The sequence below is a fragment of the Streptomyces thermocarboxydovorans genome, assembly GCF_039524635.1.
In the GTDB taxonomy this organism is placed as follows: domain Bacteria; phylum Actinomycetota; class Actinomycetes; order Streptomycetales; family Streptomycetaceae; genus Streptomyces; species Streptomyces thermocarboxydovorans.
On sequence record NZ_BAAAGU010000048.1, the window covers coordinates 1 to 18,492 of the forward strand.

Here is an 18,492-nt window from a genome sequence, read left to right on the forward strand (position 1 = left end):
CGGGCAGCCGATCAAGCGGTCACTGACCGCCTACGATCACTGACCGCAACGACACCCCTTGGACTCATTCATCTAGTGCGGAGAGCACCTTCAGCAGCTCGTCGCCCGTCGGTGCCGGCGGCGGTACGCCGTTGTCGTCGGCGGCCTCGGGCATCGCGGCCCCTTTCCGTCGTACCTGTCAGAAAAGGCTGACAGCCCCCTCGGAGACCTGTCAAAGATTCCTGACACATATCCGGGTGACATCGGGGATGCCTCAGGGTCGGGTCGGGGAGGGGGCGGGGTCGTGTCAGGGGCATCGGCGGTGCGGGGCAGGGGCGGGAGGGCAGAAGGCCCGGTGACAGACAGAGGGCCCGGGTCGCGGAGGGGAGTTGCGACCCGGGCCCCGGGGAGCCGGACGGGGTGATGAGGAGGACGTCGGCGGCGTCTGGTCAGGCGGCCGACTCCGACGTGGCCGGCGAGGTGGAGGACGCCGGCTGGATGGCCGGGTCCTGGGCGCCGGTGTGGACGATGTGCCGGCGGCGCCCCACGGAACCCATGGTCGGGTGGGCAACGCCCCAGGCGGCGCCCTTGCAGATCAGCTCCTTGTAGCGGGCGGCGAACCGGCCGGTCAGGGCGTTGCCGGTGGCACGGTCGTCCGCGGTGACGAACTGGATCAGGCCCTCCTTGCGGCCGAGCGAGATGCACTGGTTGAAGTAGCGCAGCGGAATCGTCGGGATCTTGCGGCCGGTCAGGCGGGCCGTGATGGCGTCGGCGGCCTGCCAGGCGGTGGGAACGCCGGTGGCGCATGACATGCGCAGCGGCTTGCCCCCGGGACCCATGGCGTGGGCCGCGTCGCCGACGGCGTAGACCTCGGGGTGGGACACCGAGCGCATGGTGCGGTCCACGACGATCTGGCCGCGTTCGGTGACCTCCAGCGTGGTCGCCCGGGCGATCGGGTGGACGGCGAAGCCCGCGGTCCACACGGTGACCTCGGCGGGTACGGTCCGGCCGTCGGCGGTGGTGACCCGGTCGGCCCCGACGGCGGTGACGGCGGCGTGCTCGTGCACCGTGATGCCGAGCCGGTCGAAGACCTTCCGCAGGTGGCCGCGGCCCTTCTCGGAGAGCCAGTCGCCGAGGCCGCCCTGCGCCACGAGGGAGACGTCGAGGTCCGGGCGGGACTCGGCGATCTCGGTCGCCGCCTCCAGGCCGGTGAGGCCGCCGCCGACCACGGTGACCGCGGAGCCGGCCGCCAGCTCGGCCAGGCGGCTGCGCAGCCGGAGGGCGCCGGAGCGGCTGGCGATCTCGTGGGCGTGCTCGGAGACACCGGTGACGCCGTGGTCGTCGGCGGCGCTGCCGAGGGCGTAGACGAGGGTGTCGTAGGGCAGCTCCTCCGTGCCCTGTTCCTCCATGCCCTGCTCCTCCGTGCCCTTCTGGCCGTTGCCCTCGTCGCGGCTGATCGTGACCGTCCTGCGGTCGGCGTCCACCGCGGTCACCCGGGCGAGCCTGAAGTCGACGCCGGTGCCGGCGAACATCTCGCTCAGCGGGCGGGGCTTGAGGTCCTGGCCGGTGGCGAGCTGGTGGTTGCGGACGCGCTCGACGAAGTCGGGCTCGGCGTTGACCAGCGTGATGTCCACGTCGTCGGGGTGCAGCCGCTTGGCGAGGCGCCCGGCGGCACTGGCTCCGGCGTATCCGGCTCCCAGGACGATGATGCGGTGCTGCGTCTGCATGGTGGCGCTCCTGTCTGGGCGGTTCTGGACGGTTCACGGAGGGATTCGCCCCTTGAACCGGGCAGCGCCGCGTTTCCTGACAGGAGGAGATTGTGATGCGCGTCACATGCACCCCAGGGTCTCGTTCGGAGAGGGCGCTCAGAAGACCGTGGCGAGGGGTTCGCCGTGGTCGGTCGCGGCCCACTGGCGGGCGGCGCGCTCCAGCTTGTCGGGGTTCACCTGGTTGCGGACCGCCGCGATGCCCTCCTCGGTGACCTCCAGGCACATGATGCCGACGACCCGGTCGTCGACGACCACCACGACCGCGGGCTCGCCGTTGGCGTAGGTGGCGTAGAGGTCGGCCGAGCCGCCGAGCAGCTTGCGCTTGGCCGGGGCGGGCTTGAACAGACCGCGCAGGAACTTCGCCACCGCCACGGCGCCCTCGTAGGCCTTGGCGCGGGCCGGGACCTTGCCGCCGCCGTCGCCGACCGAGACGGCGTCCTCGGTGAGCAGCTTGATCAGCGGCTCCGTCCGGCCGCTGGTGGCGGCCGTGAGGAACTCGTCGATGATCCGCCGAGCGGCCGACTCGTCGATCTCACGGCGGGCCTTGCCGGCCGCGACGTGCTTCTTCGCGCGGTGGTGGAGCTGCTGGCTGGCGGCCTCGGAGATGTCGAGGATCTCGGCGATCTCCCGGTGCGGGTAGTCGAAGGCCTCCCGCAGGACGTAGACCGCCCGCTCCTTCGGGGACAGCCGCTCCAGCAGGACCAGGACCGCGTATGACACCGACTCGCGCTGTTCGGCGGTGTCGGCGGGACCGAGCATCGGGTCGCCGGCGAGCACCGGCTCCGGCAGCCACTGACCGACGTAGGTCTCCCGCCGGGCACGGGCCGAGCTGAGCTGGTTCAGGCACAGGTTGGTGAGCACCTTGGTCAGCCAGGCCTCGGGGACCTCGATGCGCTCGATGTCGGCGGCCTGCCAGCGCAGGAACGTCTCCTGCACGGCGTCCTCGGCCTCACTCGCCGAACCGAGCAGCCGGTAGGCGATGGCCTCCAGCCTCGGTCTCGCCGCCTCGAACCGGTCCACGTCGTGCACGGTCAGTGCCATGCATCGATCGTAGACCGGCGGCCCGGAGCCGTCCGGGCGGGCCGGGGGGTGCCTAATGGACGGGGGTGCCTGACGGACGGGGGCCGGGGGCCGGGGGTGCCCGACGGGCGGGGGGCCGTTGTCCGTCCGCCTGACGGATGTCCGCCGGCCGTCCGCCTGCAGGATGTCCGTCGTCCGCCTGACGGAAGGGAGTGCGGGTAGGCGCACCCCATGGGTGACATCCTCGTCGGCACATGCGGCTGGACAGATCCGGCGCTGGTCAGGAGCAGGTGGTATCCGGCGGGGCGGCGGGACGCCGAGGGGCGGTTACGGCATTACGCGGGATCCTGACAGAGCAAGTGGACCAACTCCACGTGCTGTTCAACAACTGCTGCGGCGACGCGGCCGTACGTTCGGCGGAGACGATGACCCGGCTGCTCGGCCTCTCCGCGACGGCGGCTGCGGAACCGTGACTGTGTGTCAGATCCCGCACGCACGGGAGCTGCTCATGTGCGGGCCAGTTCGGCCGCGCCGAAGGAGACGTCGAAGCGGTCGCACCAGATGGTGACGCTGCGGTAGCGGGCGGGGTCGACGTCCCCGGGCACGGTGTAGTTCTGGCTGCCCTTGTTGCCCTTGAGCTTGCCGAGGCTGACGTACCGGCCGTCGTCGAAGACATGCCAGCCGGCGCGGCCCTCCTTCACCGGTGCGTCGCTCAGCCAGACGCGCAGATCGGGGCCGTTGCTGGTGTCGAGCCGCTCCAGCCGTACGACCTGGCTGCCGTCCGCCAGCCGCAGCAGCTTCACGGTGCCGGAGGTGGCGTGCTCGTGGCTGATCAGCTCACCGCTGGCGACGATCGCCGGGGACGCCGGCGCGGACGAACCCGAGGCGTCGGAGTCCGGAGCGGCGGGCGCGTCGGCGGCCGGTGCGCTCGCCGCGGGCAGCGCCTCCTGCACCGTCTCGTCCTGCCACAGCTTCCACGGCTGGAACCAGTACAGCCCGAACCCCACCCCGGCGACCGCCACCGCCAGCAGCCCGACCACCCACGGCCTGACCAGTGCCCTGCGCAACCGCCCCATGCCGTCCGCCTCCTCGCGCGCCCGTCGTCCTGCTCCCCGCTCCCTCCTCCATTCAACGGGCGGGACGACCGCCAGGGGCCGCGCAGCCAATGACGAAACCCTTACGTCCACTACGTCCACGTCGACACGGGCGAACGTGCGAGGCCCCCGGTGCGGTGCTGCAATGGGACGGAATGTCGCAGAAGGACGGACTTCGATCACCGAGAGTGACATCGTGAGCGACGAGCACGACGAACGCGTGGATCCGGGCCCGACCGGCCCCCTGGCCGGGAGCCGGAAGCGATGAGCGCCCGGCGTCGGGAAGCACGCCGTACGGGGGCGCGGCCGCGGAGCGGGCCGGACGGCCGTGGCCGGCGGAATCGTGAGCGCCGGATCGAACCGTGCGGCACGGCGGCAGCGGGGCCGCTGGGCGACCCCGACACGCAGCCCATCGGCACGCCGGCAGGCGTCCGGTGCCGGACCGCCGCCCGCGTCAGGCGCGCCGGGAGGGTGCGTTGACGTCGCCGTGGTTCAGGGTGACGTCGGCTACTCTCTGAGCATGTCGCACCCTGATGGTCTGCTCGTGAACATCGCCGCGATGGTGGAGGCCGAGCAGGACAGCCAGATGTCGCTCACCGTGGTGGTCCCCGGGGCCGTCATCACCGGGCGGCTGGCACCCGAGGCCATGTGGAGAGAGCGCGTCGCGGAGGTGCTGGGCGACTCGACCTCGCTGCGCCGTTTCGCCCCCGCCTTCTCCGTGCCGGGCGAACCGGGCGCCCGCCCCACCCACCTGCACTTCCACCTCGCCCGCATCCTCCAGGGCAGCTACGGCATCCCCGACACCGGCGGCATGTACCGGGTGGCGATCGCCGAGGTGAGCGCCTGGAGCGTGGGGGCGATCGGCTACTCCGACGAATAGACGGATAGGCGAAAAGGCGATAGGCGAAAAGGCGATAGGCGAATAGGCGAATAGGCGCACAGAAGCGCAGATGCACTGCCGCACAGACGAACAGGGCAAGTGAGGCCCTTCCGCCTGATCGGTGACCCCGCGAAAGATGAGGGGTGTTCAGGATTCCGAGAATGTGCGCAGGAGCGGCACAAGGACTGCACACGAAGGTTCATTGCTGTCGTTACCGTGGCGTCCCGCCGGCGACCACTCGCGCCCGCGTCGGCACGCCGACTCAGGAAGACACCGATGGACTACTGCACCACCTGCCGCAGGCATCTGAACGGCGCCCTGGTGTGCCCGGGCTGCGGTGCCTACGCCCCCGACATAGCGCCGAAGGTGTCGGCGGCCCTCTCGGCCACGTCCTCCGACGTGTTCGATTCCTTCAACGCGTTCGAGCCCGCCCCGAAGGCGGCGTCGGCCGGGCAGTCCACGCAGTCGGAGGAGGCCCTGTCCCCTGACACCGGTGCCGCGATGTCCACGCCCACCGGGCGGGCCGCGCGGCGGCGGCAGCGGGCCCGGTGGAAGAAGGTGCAGCGGCGTGCCGTGGTCGCCACGGCTGTCGCGCTGGTCGGCGGCGGGCTGACCGTGGCCTCCATGGAGCGGGGCACGGGCGACCGCGCCCAGGCCGCGACGGCGCCCGAGCACTCCGGCATGGGCGGCGACGAGGGGCCCACCGCCCCCTTCGGACGCGACTCGATGCCCACGCCCCCGGCCGAGACCGACCGCGCGTCCAAGTCGCCGTCCGACGGCGGCAGCAAGCGGCGCTCCACGGCCGGTACCCCGTCCGCCGCGCCCAGCACGCCGTCCGACACCCGCACCGCGGACGCGGCCACCTCGCGCACGCCGGTCGCCGCGCAGCCGAGCACTCCGCCGGCCTCCACGTCCGGCGGCGGCGCGGGCTCGGCCGCGGGTTCCGGCAGGGCTTCGTCCGGCCCGGGCGGCTCGGACACGGCCACGGCACCCCCGTCGGCGGCGGGCAACGGCGGCCAAGGCGGGTCGAACGGCTCCGGCGGCTCCGGCGGCAAGGGGACCGGTGGCTCGGGCCAGTCCGGCACCTCCCCGTCGTCCCCGTCCTCGCCCTCGTCTCCCTCGTCGCCCAGCGACCCCGCGACCGACCCGACCTCGCCGGACCGGCTCTGCCTGCTGGTCCTCTGCGTCGGCTGACCCGGCGGCCGCGGCACCGAGCCGCTCCACACGGCGTGGCGCCGCCGGAGTCCAGCCTGCCGGTCAGTGCCCGCCGACGAGTTCGCCGCTCAGCCGGTCGTGCAGGCGGGCGCCGGGATCGTTCAGGCCGGTGATCTCGACGGTCTTGCCGCGCTGGGCGTACGTTGCGGAGGGCTGCGCTTCTTCGAAGCGCGGCGCGACGGCGGGGGCATCTCCGGCCTGAGCCCGGCCGAGTCCCGAGTCCCACTGAGCCGACGCAGCGTCAGTTCCAGTCCGCCCAGCGCGATATGACCCGCGCCTCATCGGGAACGTGCGGCTCCTGTCCCTCCTCTTGCACGGCGACACAACCACCCCCCACCTGAGGAGGGATGCGCCGTGCGGACTCGTACGGGTATACGCAGGAACCCCGCAGGACCGGTGATCGCCGCTCTCGTCGCGGCGGGAGCCGTATGCGTGACACCGCTCTCCCCCGCCCACGCCGCGCCCGGCACCACCTCGGCCGACCTGCGGGTCGACACCGACCGGGACGGACGCGTCGACGTCCAGGGCACCACGGACACCGCCGGTGAGGACTCCTGGTCCACCAACCGGGGCGCGGTGATGCTGCCGAACATCGACGACGACACCAAGCGCTGCCGCACCAAGGACGCCAAGGGCAAGCCGCTGTCCGACGCCAGGCTGGCCGCCTGCAACGACGCCGCCGACGCCAAGGTCAACGGCAGCGCGGACGCCGCCGACCTGGCGAGAATCCGGTCCGTGCCGATGACGAAGGTGCGGAAGGGCGCCCACGGCAGCCTGAAGGTGACCGCCGGGGCCAAGTACACCCGCCTCTTCCTCAAGCGGGGCGGGGCCTGGGTGCCGGTCACCGCGAAGACCCGGCTGACGCCCGAGGAGCTGCGCGCGGGCGTGGAGTTCGGGATCGAGGCCACCGACGTCATCCGCGATCCGAAGAAATGGGACGGGCGGGCCGTGGTGCGGCTGACCGTGACCGCGGGCAAGCGGACCACCTCGGACCAGGTGACGCTGCGGGTGGCGCCGCTGCTGACCCACCACCACCTGCAGAAGGCGCAGCAGGTCATGGTCACCCGGGTGCCCGGCAAGGGCCAGTGGGAGCGGATGCAGCAGAAGTTCGTCAACGAGCTGGGCAAGGAGGTGAAGCGGGCCGGGATCACCCAGCCGCTGATCACCTTCGACAAGTACGGCGACCCCTGGGCGCAGGACTTTGTGGAGCCCGCCTATGTGAGCATGACCGGGCCGGGCGGCCGCCGGCAGGTGATGCGGGTGATGCTGCGCTCGGACCAGCGGGACCGCGAGGCGGGCCGTGAGCTGTTCGAGAAGGTGCGCGGCCGGAACGTCGGCGTGGTGCAGGCCTTCGACCGGTCCGGTCCTGAGGACTGGACGCTGAACTCCATGGGCAACCTGGAGACCATCCCGCCCTACGCGCACGCGGGCCGCTCCTACCCGGCGGGCCGGATCATCCAGGGCTGGCGCAAGGACACCGGGGAGAAGCCCTCGAAGGCCGTGCGGACCATGCTGAAGGCGCAGGGGCTGCAGGATCCGCTGCTGCTGGACACCTCCTGGCTGAGCGTCGGGCACGTCGACGAGTTCGTGCAGTTCCTGCCCGCCGGCACCCCGCGCGGCTGGCGCATCGGCATCGCCGACCCGCAGGCCGGGCTGAAGCTGCTGCGCGACGCGCAGAAGGCGGGGCACGGGAAGACGAAGATGTTCTCCGTGCCGGGCGTCAAGGGCCAGCCGGCGCCCAAGGAGACCATCGACAAGGCGCTCGCCTCCCGCCATCTGGTCGCCGACAACGAGATGGCGGCGCGGCGGATCGAGGCCAACCTGGCGATCCTCAAGCGGGAGACCGGGGTCACCGACGCCGAGGTGGTCCGGGTGCCCGCCCTCTACACGCGGGACGGCGAGGCGACCGACGCGAGCGGCGACGAGGTGCCCGTGCCGCGGCTGACCCGGATGGGCGGCAAGGCCCCGCTGGTGGACACGCTGCGGGAGCGCGGCCAGCAGAAGTGGCTGGCCGGACGGAACGGCGGCAAGGCCGCGAAGACGGTGATGACCAGCGCGTACGTACCGGGCGCGGTGAACGGCGTGGTGCTGGGCCCGGACCGGTATCTGGCGCCCCGTCAGTGGGGTCCGGTCGTCGGCGGCAAGGACATCTTCACCGAGGCCGTGAGCGCCGCGTACCGGCGGGCGGGGCTGAAGGTGTCGTACCTCGACGACTGGTACACGTACCACCTCGGCATGGGTGAGGTGCACTGCGGCACCAACACCCTGCGGGACGCCAACGCCGCCTGGTGGAAGGGGCGTTAGCGAAGCCGCTCGCCGGAGGGCTGCCGGGGCCGGCCCGGGTGGCCGGAGAGGCCCGGGTGGCCGGAGAGGCCCGGGTGGCCGGAGAGAGGCCCGAGAGCCCGAGCGGGCCCGGGTGGCCGGAGCGGGATTCCGGCCACCCGGGTTCAGGACTCGGGGACGGCGGACAGCAGGCTGTGCAGCACCGGCCCGGTCGAGCCACTGCCCGTGACGCCCTCCTCGACCACGCAGGCCACGGCGACCTTGCCGCGGTGGGCGACCATCCAGCCGTTGTTGTCCTGGTCGTCGGAGACCTCCGCGGTGCCGGTCTTGCCGCCGATCTCGCCGGGCAGGCCGGCCAGGATGCTCGCGGTGCCGTCGGTGACGGTGGCCCGCATCAGGGCGCGCAGCTGGGAGACGACCTTGCGCGGCAGCCGGGTGGTGGCGGTCGTGTCCTTGGCGCCGGGCACCAGCGAGGGCTGGTGGAAGGTGCCGGACACGGCCGTCGCCGTGACCGAGGCCATGATCAGCGGGTTGGCCTGGACGCGGCCCTGCCCGATCATCGACGCGGCCTTCTCCGTCTCGTCGCGCGGCGACGGCACGGCGCCGTCGTAGGACGGCACGCCCACGTGCCAGCTCTGGCCGACCCCGAAGTACTTCTTCGCCACGTCCCCGAGCTCGCCGTCGCCGAGCCTGCCGCGCAGGCTGATGAAGGCGGTGTTGCAGGACTCGGTGAAGTCCTTGCGGAAGGTGGCGCCGCGGTGCTCGGAGGTCTCCACGTTCTGCCACTTCTTGCCCACGGTCAGGTACTTGGGGCAGTCCACCACGTCGTCCGGGGCGACCGCGCCCTTCAGCAGCAGGGCGCTGCTGGTGACGATCTTCCAGGTGGAGCCGGGGGCGTAGGTGCCGGAGACGGCGCGGTTGAAGCCGGAGGCGGGGGAGTTGGCCACGGCGAGGATCTCGCCGTTGTCGATGCGCAGCGCGACCAGTGCGGCGTTCTTGCCGTCCGCCTCGGCCAGGGCGCGCTCGGCGGCGGACTGCCAGCCGGCGTCCAGGGTGGTGCGCAGCGGACGTTCGGACTTGACGGCGGGCTTCCTGCCGAAGGCGGCCTCGGTGCGCACGGTGTCGCCGGTGGTCCGGTCGACGAGCAGCACGGCGCCGCGGGGTCCGCCGCCCGAACGTGCGGCGAGCTGGGCGAGGACGGGGCCGAGGGAGGGGTGGGTCTCGCCGGAGAGGGTGTCGCCGTCGCGGTCGGTGGCCTCGACGGGCTTGCTCTCCTCGCGTTCCAGGCGGAACTTCTCGGTGCCGCTGAGCCTCGGGTGCACCAGCGACAGCTTCCAGTCCACCTTCCAGTCGCCGTCCTTCTGCTCGCGCAGCGGCAGCGCCGAGGTGTAGGTCCAGGTGCCGAGTCCGGTGATCGGCATACGGGCGGTGAAGGGGACGGTGACGGTGCCGTCGTCACTCTCCTTCGGCGCCTTCGCGGTGAACTGCGGCTTCTCGATGTCGAGGCCGGAGGTGAAGCTGCCCAGGACCTGCCGGGCGCGGCCGGGGCTGATGGTGCGGGCGGCGGCGGCCGGCAGCCGGCCCGCGGACCAGTCGGCGAGGAACGCGCGCGCCTGGGCCCCGGCCTTCGGATCGGGGCCGTCGTCCGCGAAGGGTCCGATGCCGGCCGCGTACGTGCCGCCCACCCCGAGGGCGGCGACCACCGCGACGGCGGTGAACGCCATCACCGCCCGGCGCGGGCGGCGGCGGCCGGGAGAGGTCCGGATGAAGTCGACTTGGGTGTCCATGCGCCGAGAACAGCAGGACGACCGGCCACCCGTCCAAGACACATATGAATCATGGATCGATAAACACTCGATATGATGACTGGTCGTGGACCTGGTGCGGCACCTGGAGTGCTTCGTGGCTGTTGCAGAAGAGTCACACTTCGGTCGTGCCGCCGCCCGTCTCGGCATGGCCCAGCCACCCCTGTCCCAGCGCATCCACGGTGGCGGTCTTCACCCGCACCGCCAACCCCGCCGCGGCCCTGCCGGCGGCCGACGCGGTCATCGGCACCGCGGCCCGGCTCGCGGTGGACGCACTGCGCGCGCGCCCGGCGACGAGCTGAAACGTGGGAAGGCCGGGGCCGGGCCCCGAGCTGCACACGTGGGGACGCGACGGCCCGTCCCGGCCTTCCCTCTGGCCGCAATCTGTCACGCCGCGGGCCGCGGCGCGCGCCGACCGCATCCGAACGGGGCGGGGACGGCCGCTCGAACCAGCTGAGCAAACCGAGCCGATCGAGCCGATCGAGCCGATCGAGCCGATCAAGCCCCCACCTCGGACGCCGCGCTTCGCCCCGATTCCTCCCGGACATTCCGGTCGCTTTATTGCATTTTCTCGGCGACAATGAAGACATGAGCACGGCAACGTATGAAGTACTGGCGATAACCCAGGAACAGCTGAACGTGTTCGCCGCCTTCATGGGCGGGCTGGTCGTGGTCCTCGCGCTGATCTGGGCGGTCCGCGTCGGCATGCGGGTCATGGACAAGGACGTGCACCACCCGTCCCCCGAGGAACAACCGAAGATGCCGGAGGGCGGCCCGGTCCGCGAGGAACTGGAGGTCCGCGAACCGGACGAGGTGGTCGCCGCCGAGGACGGCAGGCGCCTCATGCCGTACGAGCTCCATCAGTCGAGCACCAGGACCGGCAAGGACCAGAGCCGCAAGCGCTGGGCGCCCGGCTCCAGCGGTGGCTTCGGCAGCGGAGGCCCGGGGCACGTGTGATCACGTACGCCTGCGTACGGCCCCGTACGGCCGTGTGCGACGCCTACTGATCCCAGGTCACCCCGGACCGGCGCATGCCCGGAGCCGGGCCGGCCCGCCCGGCGGAAACTCCCGCTGCTCGCACTTGACGAATGAGCCGTGCTCAACCCATTCCCATTCGTCCGGGCCATTCGTCCGACCCATTCGTCCGGGCCGACCGGGGGACGGGCCCCCGCCCCACGTCACGCAGGTGGACGCGAGGCCGGGGCGGGCGGGAAGCGGGCCTCTCACCTCACCGGAAGCGAGCGGGCCCCTCAGCGGCCCAGCCAGGCCGTGGTGTCCGGGCCCAGGCGGCCGTCCTCCAGGGGCGCGCTGGTCAGCAGGACCTCGCCGGCCGGGAGGCTGACGGGCTCGCCGGACAGGTTGGCCACACAGCGCCAGCCGTCGCCGCGGTCGAACTGCAGCACACCCGCCGGCGTGTCCTCCGCCCAGCACAGCGTCTCGTCCTGCAGCAGCTTGCGGCGCAGGCGCAGGGCCGTGCGGTAGAGCTCCAGGGTGGAGCCCTCCACACCGTCCTGCGCCTCGACGGAGTACCCGGCGAAGTACGGCGGCTGCGGCAGCCAGGCCCCGGACGGGCCGAAGCCGAACGACGGGCCCGTGGTGGTCCACGGCAGCGGCACCCGGCAGCCGTCGCGGCCCTTGCGGACCCGGCCGGTCTGCTCCCAGATCGGGTCCTGGAGCACCTCGGTGGGCAGATCGGCGACCTCGGGCAGGCCCAGCTCCTCGCCCTGGTAGACGTACGACGAGCCGGGCAGCGCCAGCATCAGCAGGGTGGCCGCGCGGGCCCGGCGCAGCCCGGCGTCCGGGTCGACGGCGGGGGCCTGGCCGCCGGACAGCAGCCAGGCGTTCTCGTCGGTGCCCGGCGGCAGCATCAGCCGGGAGGTGTGCCGGACCACGTCGTGGTTGGACAGCACCCAGGTCGCCGACGCGCCGACCGCGTTCGCCGTCTCCAGCGACTCGGTGATCACCCGGCGCAGCGCCTGCGCGTCCCACGGCGTCTGGAGGTACTCGAAGTTGAAGGCCTGGCCCAGCTCGTCCGGACGGGCGTACAGGGCGCGGCGGGCGTCCGGCACCCAGGCCTCGGCGACGGCCATGCGGGGCGGGGAGTACGCGTCGAGGATCTTGCGCCAGTCGCGGTAGATCTCGTGCACCTCGTCCCGGTCGTAGAAGGGGTGGGTGCCGGGCGGGAACCCGGCGAGGGCGGTCTCGCTGCTCAGCTCGGGGCGCCCGAGGTCGCGCAGCGGCTCGTCGAGGTCCTTGGCGAGGGCGTGGGCGACATCGATGCGGAAGCCGTCCACCCCGCGGTCGGCCCAGAAGCGCAGGGTTGTGCGGAAGTCGGCGCGCACCTCCGGGTTGGCCCAGTTGAGGTCGGGCTGCTCGGCGGCGAACAGATGCAGGTACCACTGCCCGTCGGGCACCCGCTTCCAGGCGCTGCCGCCGAACACGGACTGCCAGTCGGTGGGCGGCAGCTCGCCGTGTGCGCCGCGGCCGTCGCGGAAGACATAGCGGTCGCGGGCCGGGGAGCCGGGGCCGGAGCGCAGCGCCTCCTGGAACCAGACGTGCTGGTGGGAGGTGTGGTTGGGCACGATGTCGACGATCACCTTCAGGCCGAGGCGGTGGGCCTCGCGGACCAGGGCGTCGAAGTCGTCCAGGGTGCCGAGGCGGGGGTCCACGTCGCGCGGGTCGATGACGTCGTAGCCGCCGTCGGCCAGCTCGGACGGGTAGAAGGGGCTGAGCCACAGGGCGTCGACGCCCAGCGCGGCGAGATGGGTCAGGCGCCGGGTGATGCCGCGCAGGTCGCCCAGTCCGTCGCCGTCGGCGTCGGCGAAGCTGCGGGGGTAGACCTGGTAGATGACGGCCTGCCGCCACCAGTTCGGGTCACGGGAGGAGAGGTCGGGCGTGGCGTCGGGTGCGGGCTGGTGCGGCCGGGGGCCGGGAGTGACGGTGCGATCGGTCACGCGGTCTCCTCTGGGTACGTGCGGGTGACAGCGGAAATCTGTCCACACAGCAGTAAAGGTGAACACACCACCCGAGCGGTGCCATTCCCGCCCGGTGTCGAATACTCCGCATACGGGACGTTCGCTTCCGGAATGCGTGACGGGGCGGGCCTGACGTCCCGCGGAGTGCGGGCTCGCGGTGCCCTGACCGTCACCGGCTGCGCACGTCTGCGCCCCCTGGTCGTCAGCCGGTGCGCCCGCCTGCGCCCCCGACCGTCGCTCGGTGCGCTTGCCCGCGCCCCCTGGCCGTCACCCGCTGCGCTTGCCCGCGCCCCCGTTCACCCGGCGGACCAACCGCACCCCTGCCCCAGTCGTCCGGCGCGCGGGGCCGCACCTCTGGCGGTCAGCCGGTGCCTGCCGGTCCCCCGGTGCCTGCCGGCCACTCAGTGCCTGCCGGCCACTCGGTGTCTGCCGGTCACCCGGCGTGGGAGGCCGTGCCCGCGCCCTCCACCGTCCCCAGGTAGAGCTTCACGTACCGCTCCACGTCCACGTCCAGCGCCACGTCCACCAGCGGCTGCTCCCGCGTCCCCTCGTGCAGCTCGGCCTCGCCGATGCGGGGCCTGCGGTCGACGACGGTCTGGCCGCGGGTGGGGCCGGGCGCCAGGGACACCTCGACGGGCAGCCGGTGCGTGACCAGCCCGTCCGGGTCGACGACGGCGCACACCGCGCCCGCGTCGCCGAGGCCGCCGGCGTCCTCCTCGGGGTCGTCCGGGCGGCTGCCCGGCGTCGCCGGGCGGTGGGCGAGCAGCTCACCGGCCAGCCGGGCGCCCGGTTCCGCGGCCGCGCGCAGCCGGCGCACATCGGCCGCCGGGACGACGACCCGGGTGAACACGTCCAGGCCGTACATGGTGATCGGTACACCGGCGGTGAGCAGGATCGCCGCCGCCTCCGGGTCGTGCCAGACGTTGAACTCCGCCACCGGCGAGGCGTTCCCGGCACCCGCCGCACCGCCCATGAACACGATCCGCTCGATGTTCCGGGTGACCTCGGGGTGGGTGCGCAGCAGCAGCGCGATGTTGGTGAGCGGGGCGGTCGGCACCAGGGTGACCGGGCGGGGCGAGGCCAGGATCTCCCGGCGCAGCAGCGTCACCGCGTCCACCTCGGCCGGGGTGCGCCGCGGGGCGGGCAGGCCGAGGTCGCCCATGCCGTCGTGGCCGTGGACGTGCCGGGCGGAGCGCGGCGGCTCGATCAGCGGCCGTTCGGCGCCGCGGGCGACCGGGATCTCGGGCGCGCCGGCCTGCTCCAGCACGGTGAGCGTGTTGCGGACGACGCCGTCCACGTCGGTGTTCCCGGCCACGCAGGTCACCGCGCGCAGGTCGATCGCCGGGTGGCGTACGGCGAACAGCAGGGCCAGGGCGTCGTCGACACCGGTGTCGCAGTCGATGATGACCGGGATGGGCTGACCGTGCGTCACCTCGGGCTCCCTCGCGCTGCCGTGGGCCACTGACTGCGTCGACCTTACGCGCTGCCCCCGGAGGACGCCGCAGGCTTCCGGCCTGCTGCCCTCGACGACGCCGCAGGCATCCGGCCTGCTGTCCTCGAGACGGTCGCCGCTCACCGGCGCCCGCTCACCGGCGCCCGCTCACCCACTCGGACCGCCGCGCTGGTGGGACGGCCGGACCGGTGGTGCCGTGGGAGCAAACACCTGATCTTGCTCCCCAGGAGGCACCGCGATGACCCCTGCCCCGGCCGCCGCCGCCCGTGCCCTCGCCGCCTCCGCGCTGTCGCTCACCGCGCTGCTGACCACCGCCGCCTGCACCGCCGAGGACCACAGCAGGGCCGGTCTCCCCGCCGGCGTCGCGGACGAGACGACGGCCACCGCCTCCCGCTCCCCCGCCCCCGCGGGCAAGCAGCCCTCCGCCGCGCCGCCCGCCGGTCTGAACGAGGCGCAGGCGCGGGCGGCGCTGATCACCCAGCAGGACCTGGGGGAGCCGTGGGTGCCGACGCGAGGCGTGGCGACCTGGCGGGACGGACTGCTCAAGGCGCGGGTCGAGGACGACGCCGCGCCCTGCCGGAAGCTGATGGACGTGCTCTACACCGAGGAGCTGTTCGGCACCCCGGCCGGCCCGCGCGCCGTGATCACCCTCGACGACGCCTACGACGGCAGCCAGCTCCGCTACCAGGTGGCCGCCTTCCGCCCCGAGGACGTGGACCGCACGCTTCGGTGGCTGCGCACCATGCCGGAGGTCTGCGGGGAGTTCGCCGCGCGCACGGCACGGGCCGGGACCCAGGGCGTCGAGGTCGAGGAGCTGGAGCTGCCGGAGGCCGGGGACGCGCGGGCGGCGGTCCGGGTCACCATGACCGGAGAGACCGAGGACGGGGAGCCGACCTACCTCACCGTGGACCTCGCCGCCGTACGGGTCGGCGAGGACACCGTCACCCTCACCAACGGCGGCTACGGCGAGGTCGCGCCCGAGGTCACGCAGGGAGTGGTGGAACTCGGCGCGGAACGCCTGGCCGAGATCCGCCGCCAGGCCCGCCTCGAGGTCTGACCGCCCGCTCTCTGTTTCTCAGCCCTGCCGCTCCATCCCCTCCACGGCCTCCTTCGCCTCGGCCAGTCCCGCCCCGGTGGCCTCCCGGTACACCTTGATCGCCTGCACCTTCCTGCCCTCCCGGCCCAGTCCGGCGCTCTTGTCCCGCACTCGGCCTCGACGATCACTCGGTACGCATCGAGACGATCACTCAGGACGCGTCGAACCGCCTGCGGTGCGCCACCACGTCCCGGGCCACGTCGAGAGCCGTACGGCTGCAGGCGAAGGCGTCGCCGCGCAGCCGGGCCAGGGCCTCGTCCGCACCCACACCGAGCTGGGCCATGATCATGCCGACGGCCTGGTAGATCGTGTCGTGCTCGGCGGCGAGCCCGCTCAGCCAGGGTTCGCCGCCCCCGAGGTCGTACTCCTCGCCGTGCGGCAGCGCCATCAGCGCGACGGTCATGACTCCGGCCACCAGCAGGGCGATGCACACCTGCTCCTCCCCGAGGCCGCCGGGCGTGGCACGGTAAAGATCAAGGGTGCCGACACAGACGGCCTCGCTGCCGAGAGGCAGCACATGCACCGCGCGCACCCCGGCGGCGAGGGCCTGCTGCACGAAGACGGGCCACCGGTCGGTGTACGGCGGCACGGCGAGGTCCGCGACCAGCACGGGTGCTTCGGCCTCCAGCGCCCGACGGCAGGGGCCGTCGCCCAGGGTGGCCTGGAGCTGGGCGAGATGCGCGGCGTGCGGGCTGCTCGCACAGAGCTGCACCGGCATGCCGTCGCTGCGCAGCGACACGCTCGCCCCGTCCACGGGCAGCAGCTCCACGGTGACCGCGCACAGCCGTCCGGGCACCTCCCCCGGCGGCACCCCGCGCACCCCCTCGGCGATCGCCTCCGCCGCCTGCTGATATCCCGGTCCACCGGGGTCGCGGGCGCGGCCCGGTCCGGGTCCGCCGCCAGGGCCGTCCCCCGACCGCAAGGCCACCGCCTCCCTCACACACAGCCGAAACGTGCCCCGACTACCCTCCCGGGCCCCACCGAAACCGGGCCGTGACGCATAGCCCTCCAGGCGCTGCTCGAACCGCTCGACGGAGAAGAACGGGTCCGCAAGCTGGTCCGCATGGACCTCGGCGTACAGGGAGACCAGGGTGGGGCGGATCCCGGCGAACTGGTCCAGGCCGTAGCGGATGAGCTCGATGGTGTCGGCCGGCACGGTCACGGAGGCGTCTCCTTCGGTCGTCGGGTCACAGGGCGCGGGCACGTTCGTTCCACTCGCGGGTGACCGCGGCGCCGGGAGCTTTCATGTTCAGGGCGGAGCCCCGGCTGCCGTTCACACCGGTGGCTGGGCCGGGGCCGGGCCCAGGGTGGTGGTGCCCGGGGTGGTGCGGTGGCCGAGGCCGGTGCGGTAGGCGTCGAGGGCTGCTTCGATGCGGCCGGTGCGGCGCAGCAGGTCGCCGAGGAGGCGGCACAGGTCGGCCAGGTCGCCGGCGGCGCCCGCGCGTTCCAGCAGGCTCATGGCGCGGACGTAGTGCTCCTCGGCGCCCTCGGTGTCGCGGGCGTCCTCGGCGATGATGCCGAGCAGGCGGTGCGCGGCGGCGGCGTGGACCGCGCCCCGCTCGGGGGAGAGCTTGCCGAGGACGTCGCGCAGCAGCTCCGCCGCCTCCGCCGAGGCGCCGCGCCGGTGCAGCACGTCCGCCAGCTCCACGGTGACCTGGCTGCTGTAGAGGGCCGCGCGGCGGGCGGACAGCATGGTCAGCGCCTCGCGCAGCTCCGCCTCGGCGCGTTCCAGTTCGCCGTTCTGGGCGTGAACGTAGCCGCGCATCCAGTGGCAGTTGGCGAGTTCGGTGCGCAGGTGCAGGCCCCGGTACAGCTCGGCCGCCTTCGCCAGGGAGGCGTCCGCCTCGGCCAGCCGCCCCTCGGCGAGGAGAGTGCGCGCCACCGACCGGTGCATGCGGGCCACCAGCGCCGGGTCGCCGGACTGCGGGGCGAGCGCCAGGGCGTACTCCGCCGCCTGCGCGGCGCGGGCGTGCGCGCCCATGTCCATGTACGGCCCGATCACGCTCGCGTAGAGCAGGAGCAGCGCGTCCGGGTCGTGCAGTCCGCCGCGGTTGAGCTCGTCGAGGGCGGACTCCAGCAGGTAGACGGCGTAGCGGAGTTCACCGGCGAGGTAGTGGGCCACCGCCCGGCCGCGCAGGGCCGGGACCCGTGCGGACAGCGGGGCGTCGGCGAGGTGCTGCTCGGCCCGCTCGAAGTACTCGCGTCCGGCGCCGAGTTCGCCGGTCTCCAGGGCGCACTCGCCGAGCCCCAGCAGGGCCGCCGCCTGTTCCTCGGCCAGCCCGTGTGTCTCCGCCTCCGCCAGCAGCGCGGTGTACTGCTCCACCGCCGCCTCCGCCTCACCGGCGGCGAGGCTGCGCTGCGCCTCGGTCAGCCGCAGCCGCAGCTCGGTGACGAGCCGGGCGGGGCGTCCGGTGGCCAGTTCGTCGAAGGCGACCCCGAGGCGCACGGCGAGATGCCGCAGCGCCTCGTCGGAGGGCCGCACCCGGCCCGCCTCCAGCGTGGAGATGTAGGCGGGCGTGTACTCCGGCTCCGCCAGCTGTCTCTGGGTCAGCCCTCGCTCCACCCGCAGCTGCTGCACCCTGCGTCCGATGGTCTCCGGATCGTCACGTTCCCCCACCGCCAACTCCCCTTGTGCCCCTTGCCGTTCGAGTCCCGAGACCCCTACGTTAAACGGCTAATTAAACGTGCTTAACCCATCGCTGTTGCGAGGTCGCCGTGCTGGACCGTACACGCACCGCCGAGCGTTACACCCGCAGCGCTGCCGCGGCCGTGACCGCGGTCGCCGCGCTGGTCCTGGCCGCCTACGCGGGCCCCGCCAAGGCCAACACCGACAGCCGCCCCGACGTGCAGCGGCAGGCCACCGCCCCGGCGGCGGACGCGATGAGAACGGCGGCGCACCAGCGGTAGCGGTGGAGGTATTCGT

The 18,492-nt window shown here is 73.2% G+C and carries 16 protein-coding genes and 3 pseudogenes; 10 read left to right on the plus strand and 9 right to left on the minus strand.

Annotated elements, in window-relative coordinates; genetic code table 11:
- Nucleotides 1-428: 428 nt before the first annotated feature.
- Both ABD198_RS21810 and ABD198_RS21815 read right to left on the minus strand, forming a co-directional pair.
- Complete coding sequence (locus tag ABD198_RS21810; protein WP_344004595.1) at nucleotides 429-1,706, minus strand: NAD(P)/FAD-dependent oxidoreductase; 1,278 nt, start codon at nucleotides 1,704-1,706, stop codon at nucleotides 429-431.
- A 138-nt stretch (nucleotides 1,707-1,844) separates the two neighbouring features.
- Nucleotides 1,845-2,789, minus strand: a complete 945-nt coding sequence (locus ABD198_RS21815; protein WP_344004598.1) for an RNA polymerase sigma-70 factor — start codon at nucleotides 2,787-2,789, stop codon at nucleotides 1,845-1,847.
- A 210-nt stretch (nucleotides 2,790-2,999) separates the two neighbouring features.
- Between ABD198_RS21815 and ABD198_RS21820 the strand changes: the two are divergent.
- Nucleotides 3,000-3,110 (plus strand): annotated as a pseudogene (locus tag ABD198_RS21820) (DUF72 domain-containing protein); the annotation flags it as partial.
- 164 nt (nucleotides 3,111-3,274) lie between these two features.
- On the opposite strand, the gene ABD198_RS21825 reads toward ABD198_RS21820, so the two are convergent.
- Nucleotides 3,275-3,844 carry a DM13 domain-containing protein gene (locus tag ABD198_RS21825; RefSeq protein ID WP_344004601.1) on the minus strand — a complete coding sequence of 190 codons (570 nt, stop codon included), beginning with the start codon at nucleotides 3,842-3,844 and terminating at the stop codon, nucleotides 3,275-3,277.
- A 538-nt stretch (nucleotides 3,845-4,382) separates the two neighbouring features.
- Here ABD198_RS21825 and ABD198_RS21830 point away from each other — a divergent pair.
- The 4 genes from ABD198_RS21830 (at nucleotide 4,383) to ABD198_RS21845 (ending at nucleotide 8,261) form a co-directional block, all read left to right on the plus strand.
- The gene (locus ABD198_RS21830) at nucleotides 4,383-4,742 is read left to right on the plus strand and encodes a hypothetical protein (RefSeq protein WP_344004604.1); all 360 of its coding nucleotides are present in this window, start codon (nucleotides 4,383-4,385) and stop codon (nucleotides 4,740-4,742) included.
- Between the two features lie 276 nt (nucleotides 4,743-5,018).
- Complete coding sequence (locus tag ABD198_RS21835) at nucleotides 5,019-5,936, plus strand: SCO2400 family protein (RefSeq protein WP_344004607.1); 918 nt, start codon at nucleotides 5,019-5,021, stop codon at nucleotides 5,934-5,936.
- Nucleotides 5,937-6,002: 66 nt separating this feature from the next.
- Entirely contained in the window at nucleotides 6,003-6,227 is a 225-nt protein-coding gene (locus ABD198_RS21840; RefSeq protein WP_344004730.1) for a hypothetical protein, read from the plus strand.
- A gap of 84 nt (nucleotides 6,228-6,311) precedes the next feature.
- Entirely contained in the window at nucleotides 6,312-8,261 is a 1,950-nt protein-coding gene (locus ABD198_RS21845) for a protein-arginine deiminase family protein (protein WP_425580524.1), read from the plus strand.
- Nucleotides 8,262-8,404: 143 nt separating this feature from the next.
- Here ABD198_RS21845 and ABD198_RS21850 read toward each other — a convergent pair whose 3' ends face one another.
- A complete protein-coding gene (locus ABD198_RS21850; protein ID WP_344004613.1) occupies nucleotides 8,405-10,027 on the minus strand; it encodes a penicillin-binding transpeptidase domain-containing protein in 1,623 nt (540 codons plus the stop codon).
- A gap of 85 nt (nucleotides 10,028-10,112) precedes the next feature.
- Between ABD198_RS21850 and ABD198_RS21855 the strand changes: the two are divergent.
- From ABD198_RS21855 to ABD198_RS21865, 3 genes and pseudogenes are all read left to right on the plus strand, one after another.
- Nucleotides 10,113-10,223 (plus strand): annotated as a pseudogene (locus tag ABD198_RS21855) (helix-turn-helix domain-containing protein); the annotation flags it as partial.
- On the plus strand, nucleotides 10,174-10,347 hold the full coding sequence (locus tag ABD198_RS21860) for a hypothetical protein (protein WP_344004733.1): 174 nt from the start codon (nucleotides 10,174-10,176) through the stop codon (nucleotides 10,345-10,347). The pseudogene ABD198_RS21855 and the gene ABD198_RS21860, both read left to right, overlap by 50 nt.
- Nucleotides 10,348-10,633: 286 nt before the next feature.
- A complete protein-coding gene (locus tag ABD198_RS21865) occupies nucleotides 10,634-11,002 on the plus strand; it encodes a DUF6479 family protein (protein ID WP_344004616.1) in 369 nt (122 codons plus the stop codon).
- Between the two features lie 293 nt (nucleotides 11,003-11,295).
- Here ABD198_RS21865 and ABD198_RS21870 read toward each other — a convergent pair whose 3' ends face one another.
- Complete coding sequence (locus tag ABD198_RS21870; RefSeq protein WP_344004618.1) at nucleotides 11,296-12,999, minus strand: glycoside hydrolase family 13 protein; 1,704 nt, start codon at nucleotides 12,997-12,999, stop codon at nucleotides 11,296-11,298.
- Nucleotides 13,000-13,453: 454 nt separating this feature from the next.
- A complete protein-coding gene (locus ABD198_RS21875; RefSeq protein ID WP_344004620.1) occupies nucleotides 13,454-14,452 on the minus strand; it encodes a nucleoside hydrolase in 999 nt (332 codons plus the stop codon).
- A gap of 259 nt (nucleotides 14,453-14,711) precedes the next feature.
- Between ABD198_RS21875 and ABD198_RS21880 the strand changes: the two genes are divergently transcribed.
- Nucleotides 14,712-15,530 carry a hypothetical protein gene (locus ABD198_RS21880; protein WP_344004623.1) on the plus strand — a complete coding sequence of 273 codons (819 nt, stop codon included), beginning with the start codon at nucleotides 14,712-14,714 and terminating at the stop codon, nucleotides 15,528-15,530.
- An 18-nt stretch (nucleotides 15,531-15,548) separates the two neighbouring features.
- Here ABD198_RS21880 and ABD198_RS21885 read toward each other — a convergent pair.
- The 3 genes and pseudogenes from ABD198_RS21885 to ABD198_RS21895 form a co-directional block, all read right to left on the minus strand.
- Nucleotides 15,549-15,653: pseudogene (locus tag ABD198_RS21885) on the minus strand (ribosomal protein L7/L12); the annotation flags it as partial.
- Nucleotides 15,654-15,720: 67 nt separating this feature from the next.
- A complete protein-coding gene (locus tag ABD198_RS21890; protein ID WP_425580525.1) occupies nucleotides 15,721-16,731 on the minus strand; it encodes a GAF and ANTAR domain-containing protein in 1,011 nt (336 codons plus the stop codon).
- Between the two features lie 111 nt (nucleotides 16,732-16,842).
- Nucleotides 16,843-18,186: a helix-turn-helix domain-containing protein gene (locus ABD198_RS21895; protein ID WP_344004626.1), complete on the minus strand. Its 1,344-nt coding sequence runs from the start codon at nucleotides 18,184-18,186 to the stop codon at nucleotides 16,843-16,845.
- A gap of 98 nt (nucleotides 18,187-18,284) precedes the next feature.
- Between ABD198_RS21895 and ABD198_RS21900 the strand changes: the two genes are divergently transcribed.
- The gene (locus ABD198_RS21900; RefSeq protein ID WP_344004628.1) at nucleotides 18,285-18,476 is read left to right on the plus strand and encodes a hypothetical protein; all 192 of its coding nucleotides are present in this window, start codon (nucleotides 18,285-18,287) and stop codon (nucleotides 18,474-18,476) included.
- Nucleotides 18,477-18,492 lie beyond the last annotated feature (16 nt).